Raw genomic sequence first — 18,357 nt, 5'->3', positions numbered from 1 at the left:
CGTCACGGTTGACGATCGGACTCGCTTAAACGCAGTCGAAGCTGTTTTTCAATTTCGATGATGGCGAACAGCGCAATGCCCACCGCGATGATCAGCAGTCCATCCATGAAGGGCACCGCTTGGGTGGCGAACACGGTTTGCAGCGGCGGCGCGTAGGTGATGGCGAATTGAGCGACGGTCACCACCGCGATGGTCGCCCACACAACCTTCGTACCCCGAAGGCCCTTCCAGGTCAGTGACGTGCCGTAGAGATTGCGGATAAAGAACAGGTGGAAAATTTCCATCACGACCAAGGTGTTCACTGCCAGGGTGCGGGCCAGTTCGACGGAGTAGCCTCGGTCCAGGGCATAGGTAAAGATGCCGTAGACACCGCACAGGAACAGAATGGAAACGAGCACCATATGCCAGACCAATGCGCCGCTGATCAACGGCTCCTGTCGTGAGCGCGGTGGCCTGCGCATGGTGTTGTCTTCGGTCGGTTCGAACGCCAGCGCGATACCCAGCGTGATAGCGGTAATCAGGTTGATCCACAGGATCTGTATCGCCGTGACTGGCAATGTAAGGCCAAACAGCAGCGCGACAATCAGGGTCATTGTCTCGCCCGCGTTGGTGGGTAACGTCCAGCTCAGCACTTTCTTGATGTTGTCATAGACCGTGCGGCCTTCACGCACAGCGGCGACGATAGAGGCGAAGTTATCGTCCGCCAGTACCAGGTCCGCGGCTTCCTTGGCTGCTTCACTGCCTTTGCCGCCCATGGCGATGCCGGCATCTGCGCGCTTGAGCGCTGGCGCGTCGTTGACGCCGTCGCCGGTCATGGCCACGGTCATGCCGTTGAGTTGCAGCAACGTCACCAGCCGGAGCTTATGTTCGGGGCTGGTACGCGCGAAGATGTTCACTTGCTTGAGCGATTCCCTGAGGGTTGCATCGTTCATTGCATCCAGGTCAATGCCCGTCAGTACCTTGTAGGGGTTGTCCAGGCCGATCTGATCAGCGATGGTGCAGGCGGTGCCGGCGTGGTCCCCTGTGATCATTTTCACGACAATGCCGGCCGCCTGGCATTGCTTGATCGCCTGGATCGTTTCCGGGCGGGGCGGGTCGATCATCCCGACCAGGCCAAGCAAGGTCAGTGTCCCTTGCACATCGGCAAATTCCAGGATGGCGTGTTCGGGTGGGACGGACCTGACGGCGAGCGCCAACACGCGTTGGCCTTTGCGGGCGATGGCATTGACCTGCGCGTGCCAATAGTCGGTATCGAGCGGGGCCGTTGCCCCCGTGCTGCTACGCTGGCATGTGCACATGGTCAAAACCTGCTCCGGCGCGCCTTTGACATAAATCGCGGCTTGTCGGTCATGGTTGTGATGCAGCGTTGCCATGAAGCGGTGTTTAGCGTCGAACGGAATGGCATCGGTGCGCGCCCAAGTGCCGCGTTCCTCTTCACCGTTGATACCGGCCTTGGCGCAAAACACCAGCAATGCACCTTCCATGGGGTCTCCTTCGACCTTCCAGGCGTCTTCGTGCTGCCTCAAGCTCGCGTCATTGCAAAGGCTGGTCGCGCGCCCGAGTTCGGCCAGCACCGGGTGGTGAGAGGTGTCGATCAACTGATCGGCAAGGTTCATGTTGCCCGAAGGCTGATAGCCGACCCCGTCGACCGTGAAGGTCAGGTCACTGGTGACGACGGATGCCACCATCATCTCGTTACGGGTGAGGGTGCCGGTCTTGTCCGTGCAGATGACCGATACCGAGCCCAGGGTTTCGATGGCCGGCAGGTGCCGAACGATGGCGTTGCGATGGGCCATTGCCCGCACGCCCACCGCCAGGGTGATGGTGAGTACGGCGGGCAACCCCTCGGGTATGGCCGCGACCGACATGCCCACCACGACCATGAATATCTCGGTGAAGACGTAATGCCCGACAAAGTGGCCATAAGCGAGTAGCAGACCGGCGATCAGCAAAATCAATAGCGTCAGCCAGCGGGCGAAGACGTCCATTTGCTGTATCAGGGGCGTCGTCAGCGGCTTCACTGCCGACAGCAGGTTGCTGATGCGCCCGATTTCAGTCGAGGTTGCGGTGGCGACGACGACCCCTGTTGCTTGGCCGCAGGTCACCAGGGTGCCACTGAAGGCCATGCAGGCACGATCAGCCAGGGCTGCTTCGATGCGCACCGGTTCGGTATTTTTTTCAGCCGGTGCGGATTCTCCGGTCAGGATGGCTTCCTGGACCTGGAGCCGATTGGCATGCAGCAGGCGCAGATCCGCCGGGACTTTGTCGCCAGCCTCCAGCAAGACGATATCGCCGGGTACCAGTTCCTCGCCTGCGATGCCCAGGCGTTCGCCGGCACGTATCACCGTTGCGCGGGGCGCCAGCATGTTGCGGATGGCATCCATGGCCTGCTCGGCCTTGCCTTCCTGGACATAGCCAATGATCGCATTGACCACCACGACGGCAAGAATGACCACCGTGTCCCACAGGTGTTGCAGCGTTGCGGTGATTGCAGCGCAACCGAGCAGTACATAAATCAGGATGTTATGAAATTGCAGCAGAAATCGCTGCCACGCTGGCCGCCGGGCTGACGCTGGCAACCGGTTGAAACCCGTACGCTCAAGCCGGGCCTGGGCTTCGGCGATGTCCAGCCCGGCTTGCTCATCGACACCCAGGTGTTTGAGTGCCTGTGCGGCGGGCAACGTGTACCAGGCCAGGTCCTGCGAGGGCGTTGTCGGGTGCGCCGCAGGTATGTTGCTCGGTCGGTTCATCAGCCGCGCTCCTGTGGGTACGGTGCGGTTGTTCTGCGGGTCATCTGCGCAACTGCACCTCAGCCAATTCGCTGCGGCGCAATCACCCACAGGCTGCAGGGCATTTTGTACAGCAGGCTTTCCACGGTGCTGCCGATCAGCTTGTCCAGGCTGCCGTAGCGCACGCGCCCCATGACGATGACGTCAATGTCATGGGATGCGGCGTAGCTCGCCAACACCTTGGCCGGGTCACCCATGATCATGCGTCGCTGGTCCGGGGCGATGCCATTGCGTTCGGCCAGTGCATCGAAGGCGGCGCCCTGGGATTCGTAGAGCTGGCGGGCCAGGGTCGAGGAGAAGAACATCGAACCGTTGCCGAAACCGTATTCGGCGGCGGTAATGGACGAAAGGTCATAGGCGTAGATGACTTCCAGCGTCGCGTCGCAGCGGGTGGCCAGCTTGTTGGCTTCGCTCAGGATACGGTCATTGAGGCCTTCGTAGTGTCCGTCCTGATGGAACGGGTCGATGGCGGCCAGGATCTTGCGCGGACGAGCGTGGGCGACCTTGTTGACGAAGTGCAATGGAACTGCGCATTCGCGCAGCAGGTGCACGTCCAGCGGTGTGAACATCAGTCGGGAAAACCATGACTCAGGGTCCACCGACTTGATCAGTGCATCCATAGGCGCTTCCTTGAGGTGGACCAGGATTTCCTGCAAGGGGCGCTCGACCCACGTCACTTCTGTCGTGACCTCGATGCCGAGGTTGCGCAGGGGCCTGGCCTGTTCCTCCAGCCACTGCCGATGGCGCTCGATGTAGCCCAGGCGCATCTGCTCCAGTGCTTGTTCGTTTACCAGGCCCGCCGTGGCCAGGCCTTCGAGGTAGTCAAAAGCGACAATATGCAGTGCCGCGCCTTCGGCCTTGGCCAGCGCGGCCGCCCGGTCGAACGCCGGGCTGTGCTCCATCAGTGGCGAGACGACCAGCATCAAGCGTGATTGCGTAGACATGACAAACCTCCCGGGCAAGGACCTGTTGGCGCCGGGCGACGTTTCGCGCGGCGTGGTGTCTGTCATCGATCATGAGCGTCATGGCGCCCGGTAACTTGATTTGCATCAAACACGCTTCAAAGCGTTGCGTTGAAGGCGGCAACGGCGCGGCAATCGCGCTATGTTTGAGCATGATCAGTCGCCCCAGGGCCCGAGCGCAGTCGGCTCGGGCCTCTGGATTGAGTGACAACCGCAGGCAGCGCCAGAGAGCCGTGACCATGACTGAAACCCTGGCCTTCGCCAATGCCGCCGCCGCGCTGGGAATCGGCCTGCTGGTGGGGCTTGAGCGCGAACGACGCAAAGGCGAGGGTGACCGGCGCGACTTCGCCGGCCTGCGCACCTTCGCCATCACGTCCGTGCTCGGCTACCTGGCGGTCCAGGCGGGCGGTCCCTTGTTGCTGGGGGGCATGACGCTCGCCCTGGGCGCATTGGTGACCGTGGCCTATTGGCGAAATCTCGACAAGGACCCGGGGATTACCAGCGAGGTGGCGTTGTTCGCGGTACTGGCACTGGGTGCGCTCTGTGCGAGCGCCCCGGGCCTGGCGACGGCGATTGGCGTAGTGATTGCCGGGCTGCTCGCCAGCCGCCAGGCGTTACACCACTTTGCCCGCAACCAATTGACTGCCACCGAGCTGCGCGATGGCCTGGTGCTGTTGATCGCCGCGCTGGTCGTGCTCCCGCTGGCACCGGATCGATTCCTCGGGCCTTATGACGCAATCAACCTGCGCAACCTGTGCACCCTCACCGTCATGCTGATGGCGGTGGGTGCGCTGGGGCATGTCGCGGTTCGAACCCTGGGGACCCGCTATGGCTACGCCCTCAGTGCGATTGCCTCGGGGTTTGCTTCTGCCACGGCGACTGTCGCGACCATGGGCGGTATCGCGGTCAAAGAGCCGATCAATCTCAAGGTGGTGAGCGCCGCGGCGGTATTATCCAACCTGGCGACGGTGGTTCAAATGAGCCTGATTCTCGCAGCCGTGGACCCCGTGCTGCTGCGTTGGATGTGGGGGCCGTTGGTGTGCGGGATGCTGATGGTATTGCTCTACGCCGGCCTGCTGATGTTTCCCCGTCCAAGGGCGCGGGCCGATGAACCCATCAAACACGGCGGTGCCTTCAGCCTCAAGCTGGCGTTGACCATGGTTCTGGCAATGACCGGTATCACCGTCCTCTCGTCGGCGATGCTCGATGCGTTTGGCCAGGCCGGGGTGACCGTCACCGCGATTTTCAGCGGGTTGCTCGACGCACATGCTTCGACGGCCTCCATCGCGTCCCTAGCCAAGGGCGGGTTGTTGCCCTTCGACGGCGTCGCCGTACCGGTGCTGATGGCGCTGAGCAGCAACTCCCTGAGCAAATGCGTCGTCGCCTGGCTCAGTGGCGGGCGAAGGTTCGCCGGGTATGTGATCCCCGGCCAGGTGCTGGTCACACTGGCGATGTGGGCAGGGCTGTTGCTCCCGAGTTTGTCAGCCTGAATGATGGCTGTTTGATGAAGATCAAGTCCTGTCTCGGGCAGGCGTCCATTCTGGAAACCTCAATCCTTTAAGTGGCTGTCGCCACGTGCCGAGGTGTTCCATGTCCCAGACTCAACGTTTATTGCTAGTGGCGCCTGACGCCATGATCCGTACGCCGGCGTTCGACCGCGCCACCGAGTTGGCCCTGGCGCTGGACCTGCCCCTGCATATTGTGGCGTTCGACTACCTGGAGTTGCTCTCGGTGGCCGGTCTGTTCGCCCCGGAACAGGTCAAGCAAGCGCGTGAGGGTTATCTGGAAACCCATCGGCATTGGCTGTGGCAACAGGCCGAACTGGCGCGCCGGCACGGCGTCGAGGTGACCTGCGAGGTGGTGTGGAGCAAGGATGCCTTCCAAGCCTTGCAGCAATACGTCAAGGAGATGCCGATGGCGTTGATCATCAAGGACGCGCAGCCGGAACCGGCGATGAAACGGGTGTTTTTCACACCCCTGGACTGGCGCTTGCTGCGTGACTGTCCGGTGCCGGTGCATCTGGTCACGGATTCGCGTCACCCGCGGCCTCGGCGGGTCCTGGCGATTGTCGATGTGCTGCGCAGCGAGGAGCAGGATCTGGTGTTCAACGACCAGATCGTCGACGCCGCGGTCAAACTGGCGGAACAATGTAATGCCCAGGTCGAGTTGCTGCACGCCTTCGATTGGACGGCTGTCTACGCCTCGGACATGGGCATTGGCGCGCTGCCCCTGGCCACCGGGCTCTATGAAGCGTTGGGCCAGGCCCAGCATGAGGTGTTCGAGTCCCTGGCCGAGCGGCATGGGGTCGCACCGCAGCAGCGCCACTTCATCGAAGGAGCGCCGCTGAACAGCATTTGCACGTTCGCCGCCGATCACCAGGTCGATGTCATCGTCATGGGCACCACGGCGCATCGTGGCCTGGACAGGCGCTTGGGCACTACCGCTGAGCTGCTGCTGCAACGGGCGCCCTGCAGCGTGTTGGCGATCAAGCCGCAAGCGTGACGGGATCAACGCTGTGCGAGGCCATACCAAGGCCTCGCGCAGCGTCCGGAGCTAAAGGTAGAGCCGGTGGATGACCTGCCGGGTGTCGTCGGGATCGCTGTGGGTTTCAAAACCCAGGCTATGGGCCAAATCCCGCATCGGGGCATTGCTGGCCGCATCGACGGAGTACATCTGGCGGTAGCCATTTTTACGCGCGGTGTCGATCAGGTGCTCCATCAGCAATGTCCCCAGCCCCAGGTGTTGCCAAGGGTCGGCGACCGTCACCGCGCACTCGCATTCGTGTTCCTGGGTCGCGCAATAGCGACTGACCCCGATCTCGATCAACTCGCCGTTGTCATGGACCAGGGCGATGTAGGCCATGCGCGTCTTGCAGTCGACGTCCATCAAATTATCGAGCAGCGCCGCGCCCGGCTCATTGATCTGCGCCAGAAAGCGCATGTGCCGGGACTCCGGTGACAGGCGCATGATGAAGTCGTATTCGCGCTGGCGATCCTGCTCCCTGAGCGGGCGGATCAAGACATGCCGGCCGTCCTTGAGTGCCTGGATCCAGTGTTTGCCACTGATGCTGGCATACAGGGCAGCGGCGCGTTCGTTGTGGTCTTTGACAGTGAGCATGGTGCGATCCTCCCTCGGATGTACACGTGCGGTGCGATAAAAAGCTACGCATTCGATAGTGTTCTACGCCCGCCACGGCGATCGATTCTGATCTGGATCAGTGCCCGCGTATCCGTCCGTCGATTGCCCTGCCTTTGATTCAGATCAAACCGTCCGGGGCCTAGATGGGCGCACGCTGAAGATCGTGCCGGAAAAGGCCGGTGCAAGGTTCTGGATTTCGTATGGGCAATCCGATGGAGGTGTGCGATGGGGCAATACCAGCGTCTGCTATTGATCGTCGAACCCGACCTGCATCCTTCTGCGGCGATGCGCAGGGCCTGTGCCCTGGCCCGGGCCAGCGGGGCTGCGCTGCACTTGTGCGCGTTCGTCCAGCCACCGGCCCGCACCCATTTATGGGGTGAAAAAATCGATGAAGCGAGCGTGCAGCGCTATTTGCACCGCTATCGTCGCTGGATGGTAGAAGAGGCGGCGCTGCTCAAGGAGGAAGGCCTGGATGTGACGACTCACGTGGTGTGGACGCTCCATCCGTTGCTGGAAATCCTGCGCTACGTCGAGCAGTTCAAGCCAGACCTGCTGATCAAGGACGTTACCCTTGAACCCTTGCTCAAGCGCGTGTTCGCCACGCCCCTTGACTGTCATTTGTTGCGTGACTGTCCGGTGCCGGTGCACCTGGTCAACCAGGCGGTGCACAGCTTGCCGCGGCGGGTCGTGGCTGCGGTGGACCCCTCGGATCCCGAGGCCAATGCCTTGAATGAGCGTATCGTCCAGACGGCTACCGCGCTGGCCCGGCAGTGCGACGCTTCGTTGCATCTGTTGTACGCCTGCGACCTGTCGCCGGCCTTCAATGGCGAAGCCTCGTTGCTGGCCGGTGCTTGGGATGACGACTTTACCGACGCCCTGCGCGAATCGCTGCATGCGGCGCTTATCAGCCTGGCCGAGCGCTGTGGCGTACCGGCGGAGCGTCGGCACTTCGTCGTTGGCCTGCCGGTGCCGGTCATCCAGGAATTCATCGACGAATTCGAGGCCGATGTGGTGGTGATGGGTACTGTGCACCGCGCCGGTCTTGAGCGCTTGATTGGCAGCACGACAGAGCGTGCCTTGTATTCGGTGCCGGGCAGTGTGCTGGCGGTCAAGGAGTGAGTACGACGGCCCCATGGACCTGTCCGCTCATCAGGCGCTCCAGCGTTTGGTTTGACTTGGACCAATGGGTAGCAGGCAAGGCCGGCGGCACCAGGGCATCGAGCAAGCACCTGGTATGACCTTAGCGTCCCTGGTTCTGATGTAAATCAAGTCACATGCCTTCCTGCGTTCCAGAATCAAGCATGGCAATCCTGTGTTTTTGCGGAGGACGTGATGAGCGATTTTCTCAGCCCCGACCAACTGGAAGGCATTGACGCCTACTGGCGTGCGTCCAATTACCTGGCCGTGGGGCAAATCTACCTCAAGGACAACCCGTTGCTGCGCAAACCGCTGCAACGCGATCATATTAAACCGCGCCTGCTGGGCCATTGGGGCACAACGCCGGGGCTGAACCTGATTTACGTGCACCTCAATCACCTGATCAAGACCCGTGACTTGAACATGATCCTGATCACCGGCCCCGGTCATGGCGGCCCCGCCATCGTCGCCCAGAGTTACCTGGAGGGCAGCTTCACCCAGTGTTACCCCTCGGTGGAGCAGAATGAAAACGGAATGCTGCGCCTGTTCCGGCAATTTTCCTGGCCTTATGGCTTATCCAGCCATGTCTCTGCGCAGATTCCCGGCTCCATCCATGAAGGTGGGGAGTTGGGTTATTCCCTGGCCCATGCCTATGGCGCAGTGTTCGACAACCCTGACCTGATCGTGGCTTGCGTCATCGGCGACGGTGAGGCCGAAACCGGCACGTTGGCGGCGAGCTGGCACTCCAACAAATTCCTCAACCCCAGGCGTGACGGGGCCGTGCTGCCCATTCTTCATCTCAACGGTTTCAAGATCGCCAACCCCACGCTGCTTTCGCGCATCAGTGAAGACGAACTGTCGGCCCTGATGTATGGCTACGGCTACGATCCTTATTTTGTCGAAGGCGACGATCCGCAAACGGTGCACCAACAGTTGGCCAGGACCCTGGACGGCATGTTGCTCAAGATTCGCGAAATCCAGCGCATGGCCCGCGCGGATTCGTCGGGACGTACCTTGGAGCGCCAGCTTTGGCCAATGCTGGTGCTGCGCACGCCCAAGGGCTGGACCGGTCCGAAATTCGTCGATGGCCAGCAGGTCGAAGGCACCTGGCGCGCCCACCAGGTGCCGCTGAGCCACTTCGAGTTGCCCCTGCATTTGATGCAACTGGAACAATGGCTCCAGAGCTACCGTCCGCAGGAGTTGTTCGACGACAACGGTGCGTTGCTGCCGGACATTGCCGCATTGGCGCCGACGGGACATCGGCGCCTGGGCGCCAATCCCCATGCCAATGGTGGCGTGCTCCTAAAACCCCTGGAACTGCCGCGGTTCACCGATTACGCCGTGCAATTCGGCGCGCCCGGCAGCGTGCAGGCAGAGGCCACCCGGGTGTTGGGCGGTTTTGTGCGTGATGTGATGAAGCACAACCTGCGGGCAGGCAATTTCCGTCTGTTCGGCCCCGATGAAACCGCCTCCAATCGCCTTGATGCGGTGTACGAGGTCAGTGGCAAAACCTGGATGGCGGCCCTGGAGGCAAACGATACGAACTTGGCATGCGATGGCCGGGTGATGGAAATCCTCAGCGAACAAGTGTGTGAAGGCTGGCTGGAGGGGTATTTGCTGACTGGCCGGCATGGGCTGTTTTCCTGCTATGAGGCGTTCATCCATATCGTCGATTCGATGTTCAATCAGCACGCCAAATGGCTCAAGACTGCCGCCCAGATCCCGTGGCGCGCGTCGATTGCTTCGCTCAATTACCTGCTCACGTCCCATGTCTGGCGACAGGATCACAATGGCTTTTCCCACCAGGATCCGGGGTTCATCGACCTGGTGGCGAACAAGAGCGCCGACGTGGTGCGCATCTACCTGCCAGCAGACGCCAATTGCCTGCTGTCCGTTGCCGATCACTGCCTCAAGAGCCGCGATTACATCAATGTGATCGTGGCCGGCAAACAGCCGGAATGGCAGTGGCTGGACATCGATTCGGCCGTTCGGCACTGCTCGGTCGGGATCGGTCGCTGGGCCTTTGCCTGCAACAACGACGAAGACCCGGATGTGGTGATGGCTTGTGCCGGTGACGTGCCAACGTTGGAAACCCTGGCCGCTGTCACGTTGCTGCGCGAATACGTACCCGACCTGCGCGTGCGGGTAGTGAATGTCGTGGACCTGATGGCCCTGCAACCGCCGCAACAGCATGCCCACGGGTTGCCGGACGCCGAGTTCGATGGGTTGTTTACCGTGGACAAGCCAGTGATTTTCGCCTTCCACGGCTATCCGTCGCTGATCCATCGGCTGGTCTACAAGCGTCACGGCCACGATAACTTCCATGTCCGCGGTTTCATGGAGGAGGGCGCCACCACCACGCCGTTCGACATGGCGGTCATCAACCACCTGGACCGCTACCAACTGGCGCTCGATGTCATCCAGCGCGTGCCACGCTTGCAGCCGCTGGTGGACAGTGCTCGGGATCGCTATTGGGCAACCATGGAAAAGCACCAGTTGTACCTCATCGAGCATGGGCAGGACATGCCCGAAGTCTTGAATTGGCGCTGGACGCCGACGCCGCAATGACGGCCAACATGCCTCATGGCATCGACGCTGCGCCGTGGCGTTCGAGCCCGACTTTGGAGACCCATCATGAGCCAGTACCAACGCCTGTTGCTGATCCTCAACCCGGCACAGCGTCATTCGCCCGCCCTGCATCACGCCGCGGCCCTGGCGGCGGCCAGTGGAGCGCACTTGCATGTCACCGCCCTGATTCCCTCGCTGGACATTCTTTCGCTGCTTGAAGAGGGGCCTCGTGAGGAAGCGCGGCAGAACTATCTCCAGGACCATCGCCATTGGTTGGAGGATGAGGCGGACAAGTTGCGCCGCCGTGGCCTGCGGGTCACCACTGAGGTGGAATGGGCCCAGAAGATGGGCAAGCAGATCCTGAAACACGTTACGCAGATCCAGCCGGACTTGCTGATCAAGCAGGTACAACACGAGCCCATGCTCAAGCGGGCATTTTTCACCCCGCTGGACTGGCAACTGCTGCGCAACTGTCCTGTGCCGATGTATCTGGTTGGGGCCACCGGTCATGCGCTGCCGCGTACAGTGGTCGCGGCGGTGGACCCTTCCAGTGCGTTTGCCCAGAACAGTGGGCTGAACGACCGGATCATCCGCCAGGCAATGGGGCTGGCCTTGCAGTGCGACGCCGAGCTGCACCTGGTTCACGCCTATGAAGTGTCGTCAGTCTATCTGGGGGATGTGGGCGGTGGCGGCCTGGCGCTGTCGCAGCTCAGCAAGGAACTGCGCAGGAGCCTGGAAAAAACCTTTCTGGAACTGGCGAACCTGTTTGGTGTGCCGGCCGAGCGCAGGCATTTTCTACTGGGGCATCCGGTCTCGGCCCTGAGTGAGTTTGCCCTGGAGCATGAAGTGGACGTGATCGTCATGGGGCGATTCCAGCACGACGATCTGCATGGGCTACTGGGCAGCACGACCGAGCACATCCTGTACCAGGTGTCTTGCAGTGTCCTGGCGGTGTGATGGATCGGACTCGACCGCTTAGCTGTTGACAAAGATCAACGGCAACGAGGTCCAGCAATGTGATTAATAGACTGACGATCGATTGCCCAGGAGCACCGCCATGCGCATGACATTTCTCGGGGCCGCCGGTACGGTCACCGGCAGCAAGTATCTGCTGGAACACGACGATCAGCGCATCCTGATCGATTGCGGCCTGTTCCAGGGCTACAAGCAATTGCGCCTGCATAACTGGGATCCCTTCGAGCTGCCGATGCGTGACCTGGATGCGATCGTACTGACCCACGCCCACCTGGACCACAGCGGCTACCTGCCGGTGCTGGTGCGTAATGGCTATCGCGGCCCCATCTATGCTTCGCCAGCGACCTGTGAGTTGGTGAAGATCCTGCTGCGTGACAGCGCCCGCCTGCAGGAAGAAGAAGCCGAATACGCCAACCGCAAGGGGTTTTCCAAACACGCACCGGCCTTCCCGCTGTACACCCGTGAACACGCTGAACGAGCGCTGAAACTGCTGCGCCCGATTGCATTCGAACACCCAGTGGAGATCGCCCGGGGGATAACCATCTTGCTGCGTCGCGCCGGACACATCCTCGGTGCCGCGACGGTACAGGTCCAGGCCGCAGGGGTGACGCTGGTGTGTTCCGGGGACTTGGGGCGCCCCGAGGATCCGGTGATGTTCGCGCCGAAGGTCATCGAGCAGGCGGATGTCCTGTTGGTGGAGTCCACTTACGGCGACCGTCGACACTCACACGAGTCGCCGGAAGATCAATTGGCTGAGGTGATCACTCGCACCGCGTTGCGCCGTGGCATCACGTTGGTGCCCTCGTTCACGGTTGGCCGTGCCCAGTTGCTGATGTACCACTTGTATCGCCTGAAACAGCGCCGGGCGATCCCCGATATCCCGATCTATCTCAACAGCCCCATGGCCATCGACGTCACCCGGTTGTACCAGCGCTTTGGTGACGAGCACCGTCTCTCCAGGGAAGAGTGCGAAGGCATGTGCCACATCGCCCATCCGGTGCGCTCGGTCAAGGATTCCATGGCCCTGGACCTGCAACGCACCCCGGCGGTGATCATCGCCGCCAGTGGCATGGCCACCGGCGGGCGAGTGCTGCACCACCTCAAGAGCCTGGCGCCCAACCCCATCAACACCTTGCTGATGCCCGGTTTCCAGGCTGGCGGTACACGCGGTGCGAGGATTGTGGCCGGCGAGCCGGCGGTGCGCATTCATGGCAAGGATGTGCCGATCAATGCCGAAGTGGTGCCCATGCAAACGCTGTCGGCCCATGCCGATGCGGACGAAATCATGCAATGGCTGGGCGGCTTCAAGACACCACCCCGGCACACCTATGTCGTGCATGGCGAGCCCAATGCGTCCGATGTCTTGCGCCACCGCATTCACGACGAATTGGGTTGGTCGGTGTCGGTGCCGGAGTACCGCGATAGCGTCGAACTCTGAGCCACCGCCTTCGCGAGCAAGCTCGCTCCCACAGGGGATTTTCTGTGCCCACGGGATTTGTACCCGCCACGGTTCAGTGTGGGAGCGGGCTTGCTCGCGAAGGCATTAGTCCAGCCCCCATCATCGTCAGCTGACCCACCGCTATCGCGAGCAAGCTCGCTCCCACAGGGGATTTTCTGTGCCCACGGGATTTGTGCCCGCCAAGGTTCAGTGTGGGAGCGAGCTTGCTCGCGATAGCGGTGGTCGCTTCAACCACGCATTCGGCCTGAAATAGGCACAGGCAGGAAAAAGCCCCTCGTCGTTGGCCGGCGAGGGGCAGGGTTCAAAGCGATCAATCGGCCTTGATGGGCACGACCTTTTCCGCTTTCAGTGCTTCCGGTTTTTTTGGCAGTGTCAGCGTCAGCACGCCTTTGCTGAACTGGGCTTCGATCTTGTCGCTGTCGACGCCTTTTGGCAGGTTGAACACGCGTTCGAAGGAGCCGTAATGGCGCTCGGACAGGTGATAACCCTTTCTTTTTTCTTCCTTGGTGTCTTTTTTCTCCCCCTTGATGATCAGGTTGCCGTTGGCCAGACGGATTTCGATGTCTTTCTGATCCATGCCGGGCAACTCGGCGGTGATTTCAAAGCTCTTTTCCTTCTCGCTGATGTCAACGGCCGGCAGGCTGCTGGTGGAAAACTCGCGACGCCAGAAAGGCTCGACATCGAACAAGCCGCGACTGAAAGGCGAAAGCCCCGTGCCCCGGTTGAAATCATCGAACAGGCGATCCACCTGCTGGCGGAGCTTTTCAAACGGATGCCTGAGCTCAGGCTTGGCGAGAGGTGGAGCGTTTTCTTCGGTTTTGACCGGCATTTTCTTCACTGAATTGGACATTTGATTTTCCTCTTTGGTGATGTCCGGACGGGTACCTGGCCAGATGAGCAGATACCGTTGCCGAACGGGTCAATGCACGCTTGCGAACTTACAAAGACAGTTGGCCGGCCCAGAGCATCCAGCCGGCGAAGATCGCCGCCACCCAGATCACTATCAGCAGGCCCCAGCCAAAACCAGTGAGGGCCCGGCCTGTCCTGGCCCGTTGGGCGCTCAGGTAGATCAGCGAGCCGGGGGCATAGAGCAGGGCACTGAGCAGCATGTACCGGGGGCCGGCGGCGTAGAGCAGCCAGACGCAATAGCCCGTCGCGACCACAGCGATGGCCATGTCGCGCAGTTGCAGGCCGCGATGGCCGGCGTAGGTCTGGCCTTGCCAGGTCATTTTCAGTGCATACAGGCCACTGAACAGGTACGGCAGCAGGATCATCGAGGTGGCGAGTGAAATCAGCGCCAGGTAGCTGGCACTCGAATACAGGGTCAGCAGCAGGAACAATTGGATGCAGCCGTTGGTGATCCACAGCGCGTTGGCCGGTGCGCCATGTTGGTTTTCCGTGGCCAGCAGGCGTGGCATGACCTTTTCCTTGGCCGGGGTGAAGACCGATTCGGCTGCCAACAGCGTCCAGGCCAGCAGCGCGCCGCCCACTGACACAATCAGGCCAATACTGATCAGCACCGCGCCCCAAGGCCCGGTCACCGCTTCCAGTACACCGGCCATGGAAGGATTCTTCAGCGCGGCCAGTTCGGGCTGTCTGAGGATGCCCAACGACAATAGGGAAACGGCGATCAGCAGCAACAATGTGAGGATGAAGCCCATCACGGTAGCGCGGCCGACGTCGGCCCGTTCGGCGGCCCGGGCGGAGAATACGTTGGCGCCTTCAATACCGATGAACACCCAGACCGTCACCAACATGGTGCTCTTGACCTGGTCCAGCGTACTGCCCAGCGCCGGCGTGCCCCAGAAATCCACCATGAAGGTGTCCTTGGAGAACGCGGCAATGACCAGCCCGATGAACAACAGCAACGGCACCACCTTGGCGATCGTCGTCAGGGCGTTGGCCTTGGCGGCGGTGCGCATCCCGCGCAGGATCATCCAATGCAATGCCCACAGCACCACAGAAGCGCCGATGATCGCGGCCTTGTTATTGCCTTCGCCAAACAGGGGGAAAAAGTAGCTGAGCGCAGCGAACAGAATCACCAGGTAACTGACATTGCCGATCCAGGCGCTGATCCAATAGCCCCACGCCGAATTGAAACCGAGGAATTCGCCGCCCAGGGCACGGGCATAGGCAAACACACCGTTGTCCAGCTCCGGTTGGCGGTTGGAGAGGGTCTGGTAGACCAAGGCCAGCGAGAGCATGCCCACCCCGGTGATGAGCCAGCCGATCAGGATCGCCCCGGCACCGGCGCTGGCTGCCATGTTCTGGGGCAGGCTGAAGATGCCGCTGCCGATCATCGAACCGACGACCAGAGCGATCAGCAAACTCAGCGACAGGCGTCTGGGCTCGACCTTTCGCAAACTGCCGGCCAAAGGGTGAGGTGTGACGGTTGGGATGACCGGTTCTGTACCTTGCAGGTGCGTTGCCATGATCTAAGCCTCCATGAGACGGGAGGTTCGGTAACCTTCGTCGATGCAAAGGTTCGAACGCTGAGTCTTAATCTCGGCTTGGAGGCGTTGACGGGTATTGACGTAGATCAGATGTCATGCAGAGCAGGCATCACAGTTCCGCATGACGATGACAACCGGCGACTTTTTGCTTGAGGCCGGGCAAGTCCAGAATAGTGACATTGCGCCCATGCATGTCCACCAGTTCCTCCTGGCGCAGGTGGGCGATGCCCCGGCAGATGGTTTCCAGGCGCAGGCCCAGGTAGGAGCCGATGGCTTCGCGGCTCATGCGCAGCACGAACTCCCTGGAGGAATAACCTCGCATGTTAAGCCGCTGGGACAGGTTCAATAGAAACGCCGCCAGGCGTTCGTCGGCGTTCATGTTGCCGAGCATCAACAGCATGTCGTGGTCGCGCACGATTTCCTGGCTCAGGAGTTTGTTCAGGTTGTGCTGCAACGACGGCAAGTCGTGGGCCAGTTTTTCCAGGAGGTTGAAAGGCAGCGGGCAGACTTCGCTGTCTTCCAGGGCAATGGCATTACAGGCGTAGTGATCGGTGCTGATGGCGTCCAGGCCAAGCATTTCGCCTTGCATCTGGAAACCGGTGACCTGTTCGCGACCGTCTACCGAGAGGACGCTGGTCTTGAAGAAACCCAATCGCACCGCATACAACGAGCGCAGCGGGTCGCCAGTGCGATACAGCGCTGCGCCTTTCTTGACCTTCACTCGCTGGGCGATCAGGGTGTCGAGGCGCTCGACTTCACCGCCCGTCAGGCCAATGGGCAGGCACAGCTCAAGCACGCTGCAGTTCGAGCAGGCGGTCTTGAGGGCATGCACCCGCAGAAGTCGCGGTTCGGACTCGGCCATGGGGAAAATTCCTATAGTTGGAGCAAGCATAGAAGAACAACTCATCCACGCCTGTTTTTTGTCGCCTAAAGCGATACCGATTGTCGATTGGCGCAGTGGGGCGCGAACGATGGGTTGCAAACCTTCACTGTCGGTCTGCAGGACGACGCTGCTGCATCGTGGGCGGGCGTACAAAGGGGCAGTGACAGATCGATCAACGGCCTGGCGCTGTCAAACCAGTCGCTGGGGTCGGCGGAAAATAACGCCGCAACGGCAAGGCTCAGGGCGGATGAGGCCTTCAGGAAAGCTGAGCAGGCCGAGACAATGTCCGAGCAGGCCCAACGTACCGCCGAGGAGGCAAGCATCCGGGCCACTCGGATGACCGATAAGGCCTCGCGCAAGTAATCAGCGGATATATGGGGCATGGGCAACAGGCGGGCGCTGCGCGTGTTCGTCCACCTTCGGTTTCCTGACACGCGAGGGTCAGAACGGCCCGAGCTTGAGCGGGTACTCAATGACGAGGTACAGCCGGTCGATGTCATCGCCGCCCTGGCTGCTGTTGGCGCGATGGGTGACATGGGACAGTTGCAACGACAGGTCCTTGGCCGGGCCTGACTGCACGATGTAGTGCAGGTCCAGGTCGCGCTCCCAATGGCGTCCGCCAGCGCCTTGTTGCGGACTGTAAGTGCCGGTGTCGCTATCGAACGGGTTGTAGGCACCGCCTTGGGGGGCATGGCTGCCGTCGATCCCGCGTCCAGTCACATAGCGGGCCATGAAGCTCAGGCCGGGGATGCCCAAGGTGCCCAGGTCGAGGTCGTAGCGCGCTTGCCACGAGCGCTCGCCGGGGCCGTTGAAGTCGGCATATTTGATCGAGTTGGCCAGGTAGATGGAGTCGCCTCCGACGAAATCGAAGGGCGTGTCGCCGTTGATTTTCTGGTAGGCCAGGGTGAACGCCTGGGCATTGAACCGGTACTTGCCGCTCAGGCTATAGGCCGTGGTGTCGATGGCCCCGGCGTTGGCCTTGCCATCGTCGCGGGTGTGATACAGGTTGCCGTCGAGGAACAGTTCGCCAACGGTGGCATGCAGGTTGGCATAGTACTGGCGCCAGGTATCGCTCAGTTCGGAGGCGTAGAGTGCACCGCCCAGGGCTTGGCCGGTGAACAGGTCGGCGCCGATGAAGTCGATGACGCCGTGGCGCGTCGTCGCCCCATACCCGGAAAAATCACCCTTGCCGGTCGAGGCGTCCTGATTCTTGAACGCACTGAAGTGACCCGCCTGCAGGTCGACCCCTTCGAACTCGCGGCTGGAGAGCAGCAGGCCGCTGGCGTATTCGGGTTGCAGGCGCTTGTCTGCGGTGTCGAATACCGGGCTCTGCACAGTCATTTCGCCGAGCGCCAGGGTGGTGCGTGAGGCGTTGAATTTCAGCGCGCCGCCCGCACTGGAGTAATGCTCCTCGCTTCGCCCATTCTCATCCAGCGGCAATAATCCCGTTCCGGAATGCCCCTTGCCGCCGTCCAGTTTCAACCCCAGAAACCCGTGGGCATCGATGCCTACGCCGATCGTGCCGGGGGTGAAGCCGGACTCGAACGAGGCGATGAAGCCCTGGGCCCACTCCTGTTTGTAGCTTTTGCCTGCCGGGGTCGGGGCGCGATAGTCGTTGTTGAGGTAGAAGTTACGGCTGAGGACTTGCAGCGTCGCCCCGTCGAGAAAGCCAGGCGTGCTTTGCGCGAGTTCCGCTGCCATCGCCGGTGCGGTGCCGCTTGTGAGCAGGGCAAGCAGCCAGAGTGGCTTCAGGGCGGCGGTTGAGTGGTGGGGTGCAGGCAACATGCTTCATTTCCATGTGAAATTGGGCGGCGAAGGGGCGGTACTACGCGCAGCCAGTGGGAAATGCCCGGCGCACCGCAGGGTGGGCGGACAGCTTTGCGCTTGAGCAAACACGTCTGGGCAGAGGGCTTCATTCTTGGGCGTGGGGCGCGAGCGTGCGAGTTAAACGTTGTTAATTGCGGGCGGCTGCGTCATTTGATTCACCATTCGT

General features: G+C 61.4%; 14 protein-coding genes. 7 read left to right on the top strand and 7 right to left on the bottom strand.

Annotated elements, in window-relative coordinates; all coding sequences use genetic code 11:
* Positions 1–2 precede the first annotated feature (2 nt).
* Positions 3–2,750 (bottom strand): cation-transporting P-type ATPase, encoded by a 2,748-nt coding sequence (locus ACZ5M5_RS18325; protein ID WP_464737747.1) that lies wholly within the window; start codon positions 2,748–2,750, stop codon positions 3–5.
* 59 nt (positions 2,751–2,809) lie between these two features.
* On the bottom strand, positions 2,810–3,733 hold the full coding sequence (locus ACZ5M5_RS18320) for a universal stress protein (protein ID WP_464737746.1): 924 nt from the start codon (positions 3,731–3,733) through the stop codon (positions 2,810–2,812).
* Between the two features lie 257 nt (positions 3,734–3,990).
* Between ACZ5M5_RS18320 and ACZ5M5_RS18315 the strand changes: the two genes are divergently transcribed.
* Together ACZ5M5_RS18315 and ACZ5M5_RS18310 are read left to right on the top strand one after the other, a co-directional pair.
* Complete coding sequence (locus ACZ5M5_RS18315; RefSeq protein WP_464737745.1) at positions 3,991–5,241, top strand: MgtC/SapB family protein; 1,251 nt, start codon at positions 3,991–3,993, stop codon at positions 5,239–5,241.
* Positions 5,242–5,341: 100 nt separating this feature from the next.
* Complete coding sequence (locus ACZ5M5_RS18310; protein WP_103308032.1) at positions 5,342–6,253, top strand: universal stress protein; 912 nt, start codon at positions 5,342–5,344, stop codon at positions 6,251–6,253.
* A gap of 51 nt (positions 6,254–6,304) precedes the next feature.
* Here the strand turns inward: ACZ5M5_RS18310 and ACZ5M5_RS18305 are convergent, their stop codons facing one another.
* Entirely contained in the window at positions 6,305–6,868 is a 564-nt protein-coding gene (locus ACZ5M5_RS18305; protein WP_072347403.1) for a GNAT family N-acetyltransferase, read from the bottom strand.
* Positions 6,869–7,114: 246 nt separating this feature from the next.
* On the opposite strand from ACZ5M5_RS18305, the gene ACZ5M5_RS18300 reads away from it, so the two are divergent.
* From ACZ5M5_RS18300 to ACZ5M5_RS18285, 4 genes are all read left to right on the top strand, one after another.
* Positions 7,115–8,008, top strand: coding sequence for a universal stress protein (locus ACZ5M5_RS18300; protein ID WP_464737744.1), 894 nt, complete (start codon positions 7,115–7,117; stop codon positions 8,006–8,008).
* A gap of 213 nt (positions 8,009–8,221) precedes the next feature.
* Positions 8,222–10,594, top strand: a complete 2,373-nt coding sequence (locus ACZ5M5_RS18295) for a phosphoketolase family protein (RefSeq protein ID WP_060741868.1) — start codon at positions 8,222–8,224, stop codon at positions 10,592–10,594.
* Between the two features lie 66 nt (positions 10,595–10,660).
* A complete protein-coding gene (locus ACZ5M5_RS18290; RefSeq protein ID WP_103308034.1) occupies positions 10,661–11,551 on the top strand; it encodes a universal stress protein in 891 nt (296 codons plus the stop codon).
* Positions 11,552–11,651: 100 nt separating this feature from the next.
* Complete coding sequence (locus ACZ5M5_RS18285) at positions 11,652–13,007, top strand: MBL fold metallo-hydrolase RNA specificity domain-containing protein (protein WP_060741870.1); 1,356 nt, start codon at positions 11,652–11,654, stop codon at positions 13,005–13,007.
* Between the two features lie 331 nt (positions 13,008–13,338).
* On the opposite strand, the gene ACZ5M5_RS18280 is transcribed toward ACZ5M5_RS18285, so the two are convergent.
* The 3 genes from ACZ5M5_RS18280 to fnr all read right to left on the bottom strand — a co-directional run bounded on the left by ACZ5M5_RS18280 (position 13,339) and on the right by fnr (position 16,343).
* A complete protein-coding gene (locus ACZ5M5_RS18280; protein ID WP_060741871.1) occupies positions 13,339–13,878 on the bottom strand; it encodes an Hsp20/alpha crystallin family protein in 540 nt (179 codons plus the stop codon).
* Positions 13,879–13,966: 88 nt separating this feature from the next.
* On the bottom strand, positions 13,967–15,460 hold the full coding sequence (gene arcD, locus ACZ5M5_RS18275; RefSeq protein ID WP_060741872.1) for an arginine-ornithine antiporter: 1,494 nt from the start codon (positions 15,458–15,460) through the stop codon (positions 13,967–13,969).
* Positions 15,461–15,590: 130 nt separating this feature from the next.
* Positions 15,591–16,343, bottom strand: coding sequence for a fumarate/nitrate reduction transcriptional regulator Fnr (fnr, locus tag ACZ5M5_RS18270; protein WP_464737743.1), 753 nt, complete (start codon positions 16,341–16,343; stop codon positions 15,591–15,593).
* Positions 16,344–16,535: 192 nt separating this feature from the next.
* On the opposite strand from fnr, the gene ACZ5M5_RS18265 reads away from it, so the two are divergent.
* Positions 16,536–16,727, top strand: coding sequence for an Lpp/OprI family alanine-zipper lipoprotein (locus ACZ5M5_RS18265; protein ID WP_237140832.1), 192 nt, complete (start codon positions 16,536–16,538; stop codon positions 16,725–16,727).
* A 78-nt stretch (positions 16,728–16,805) separates the two neighbouring features.
* Here the strand turns inward: ACZ5M5_RS18265 and ACZ5M5_RS18260 are convergent, their stop codons facing one another.
* Positions 16,806–18,149: an OprD family porin gene (locus ACZ5M5_RS18260; protein WP_464737742.1), complete on the bottom strand. Its 1,344-nt coding sequence runs from the start codon at positions 18,147–18,149 to the stop codon at positions 16,806–16,808.
* Positions 18,150–18,357 lie beyond the last annotated feature (208 nt).

The sequence above is a fragment of the Pseudomonas sp. Van50 genome, assembly GCF_055390755.1.
Note: the sequence above shows the minus strand (reverse complement) of the source record. Positions and strands in the feature narration are given on the sequence as shown.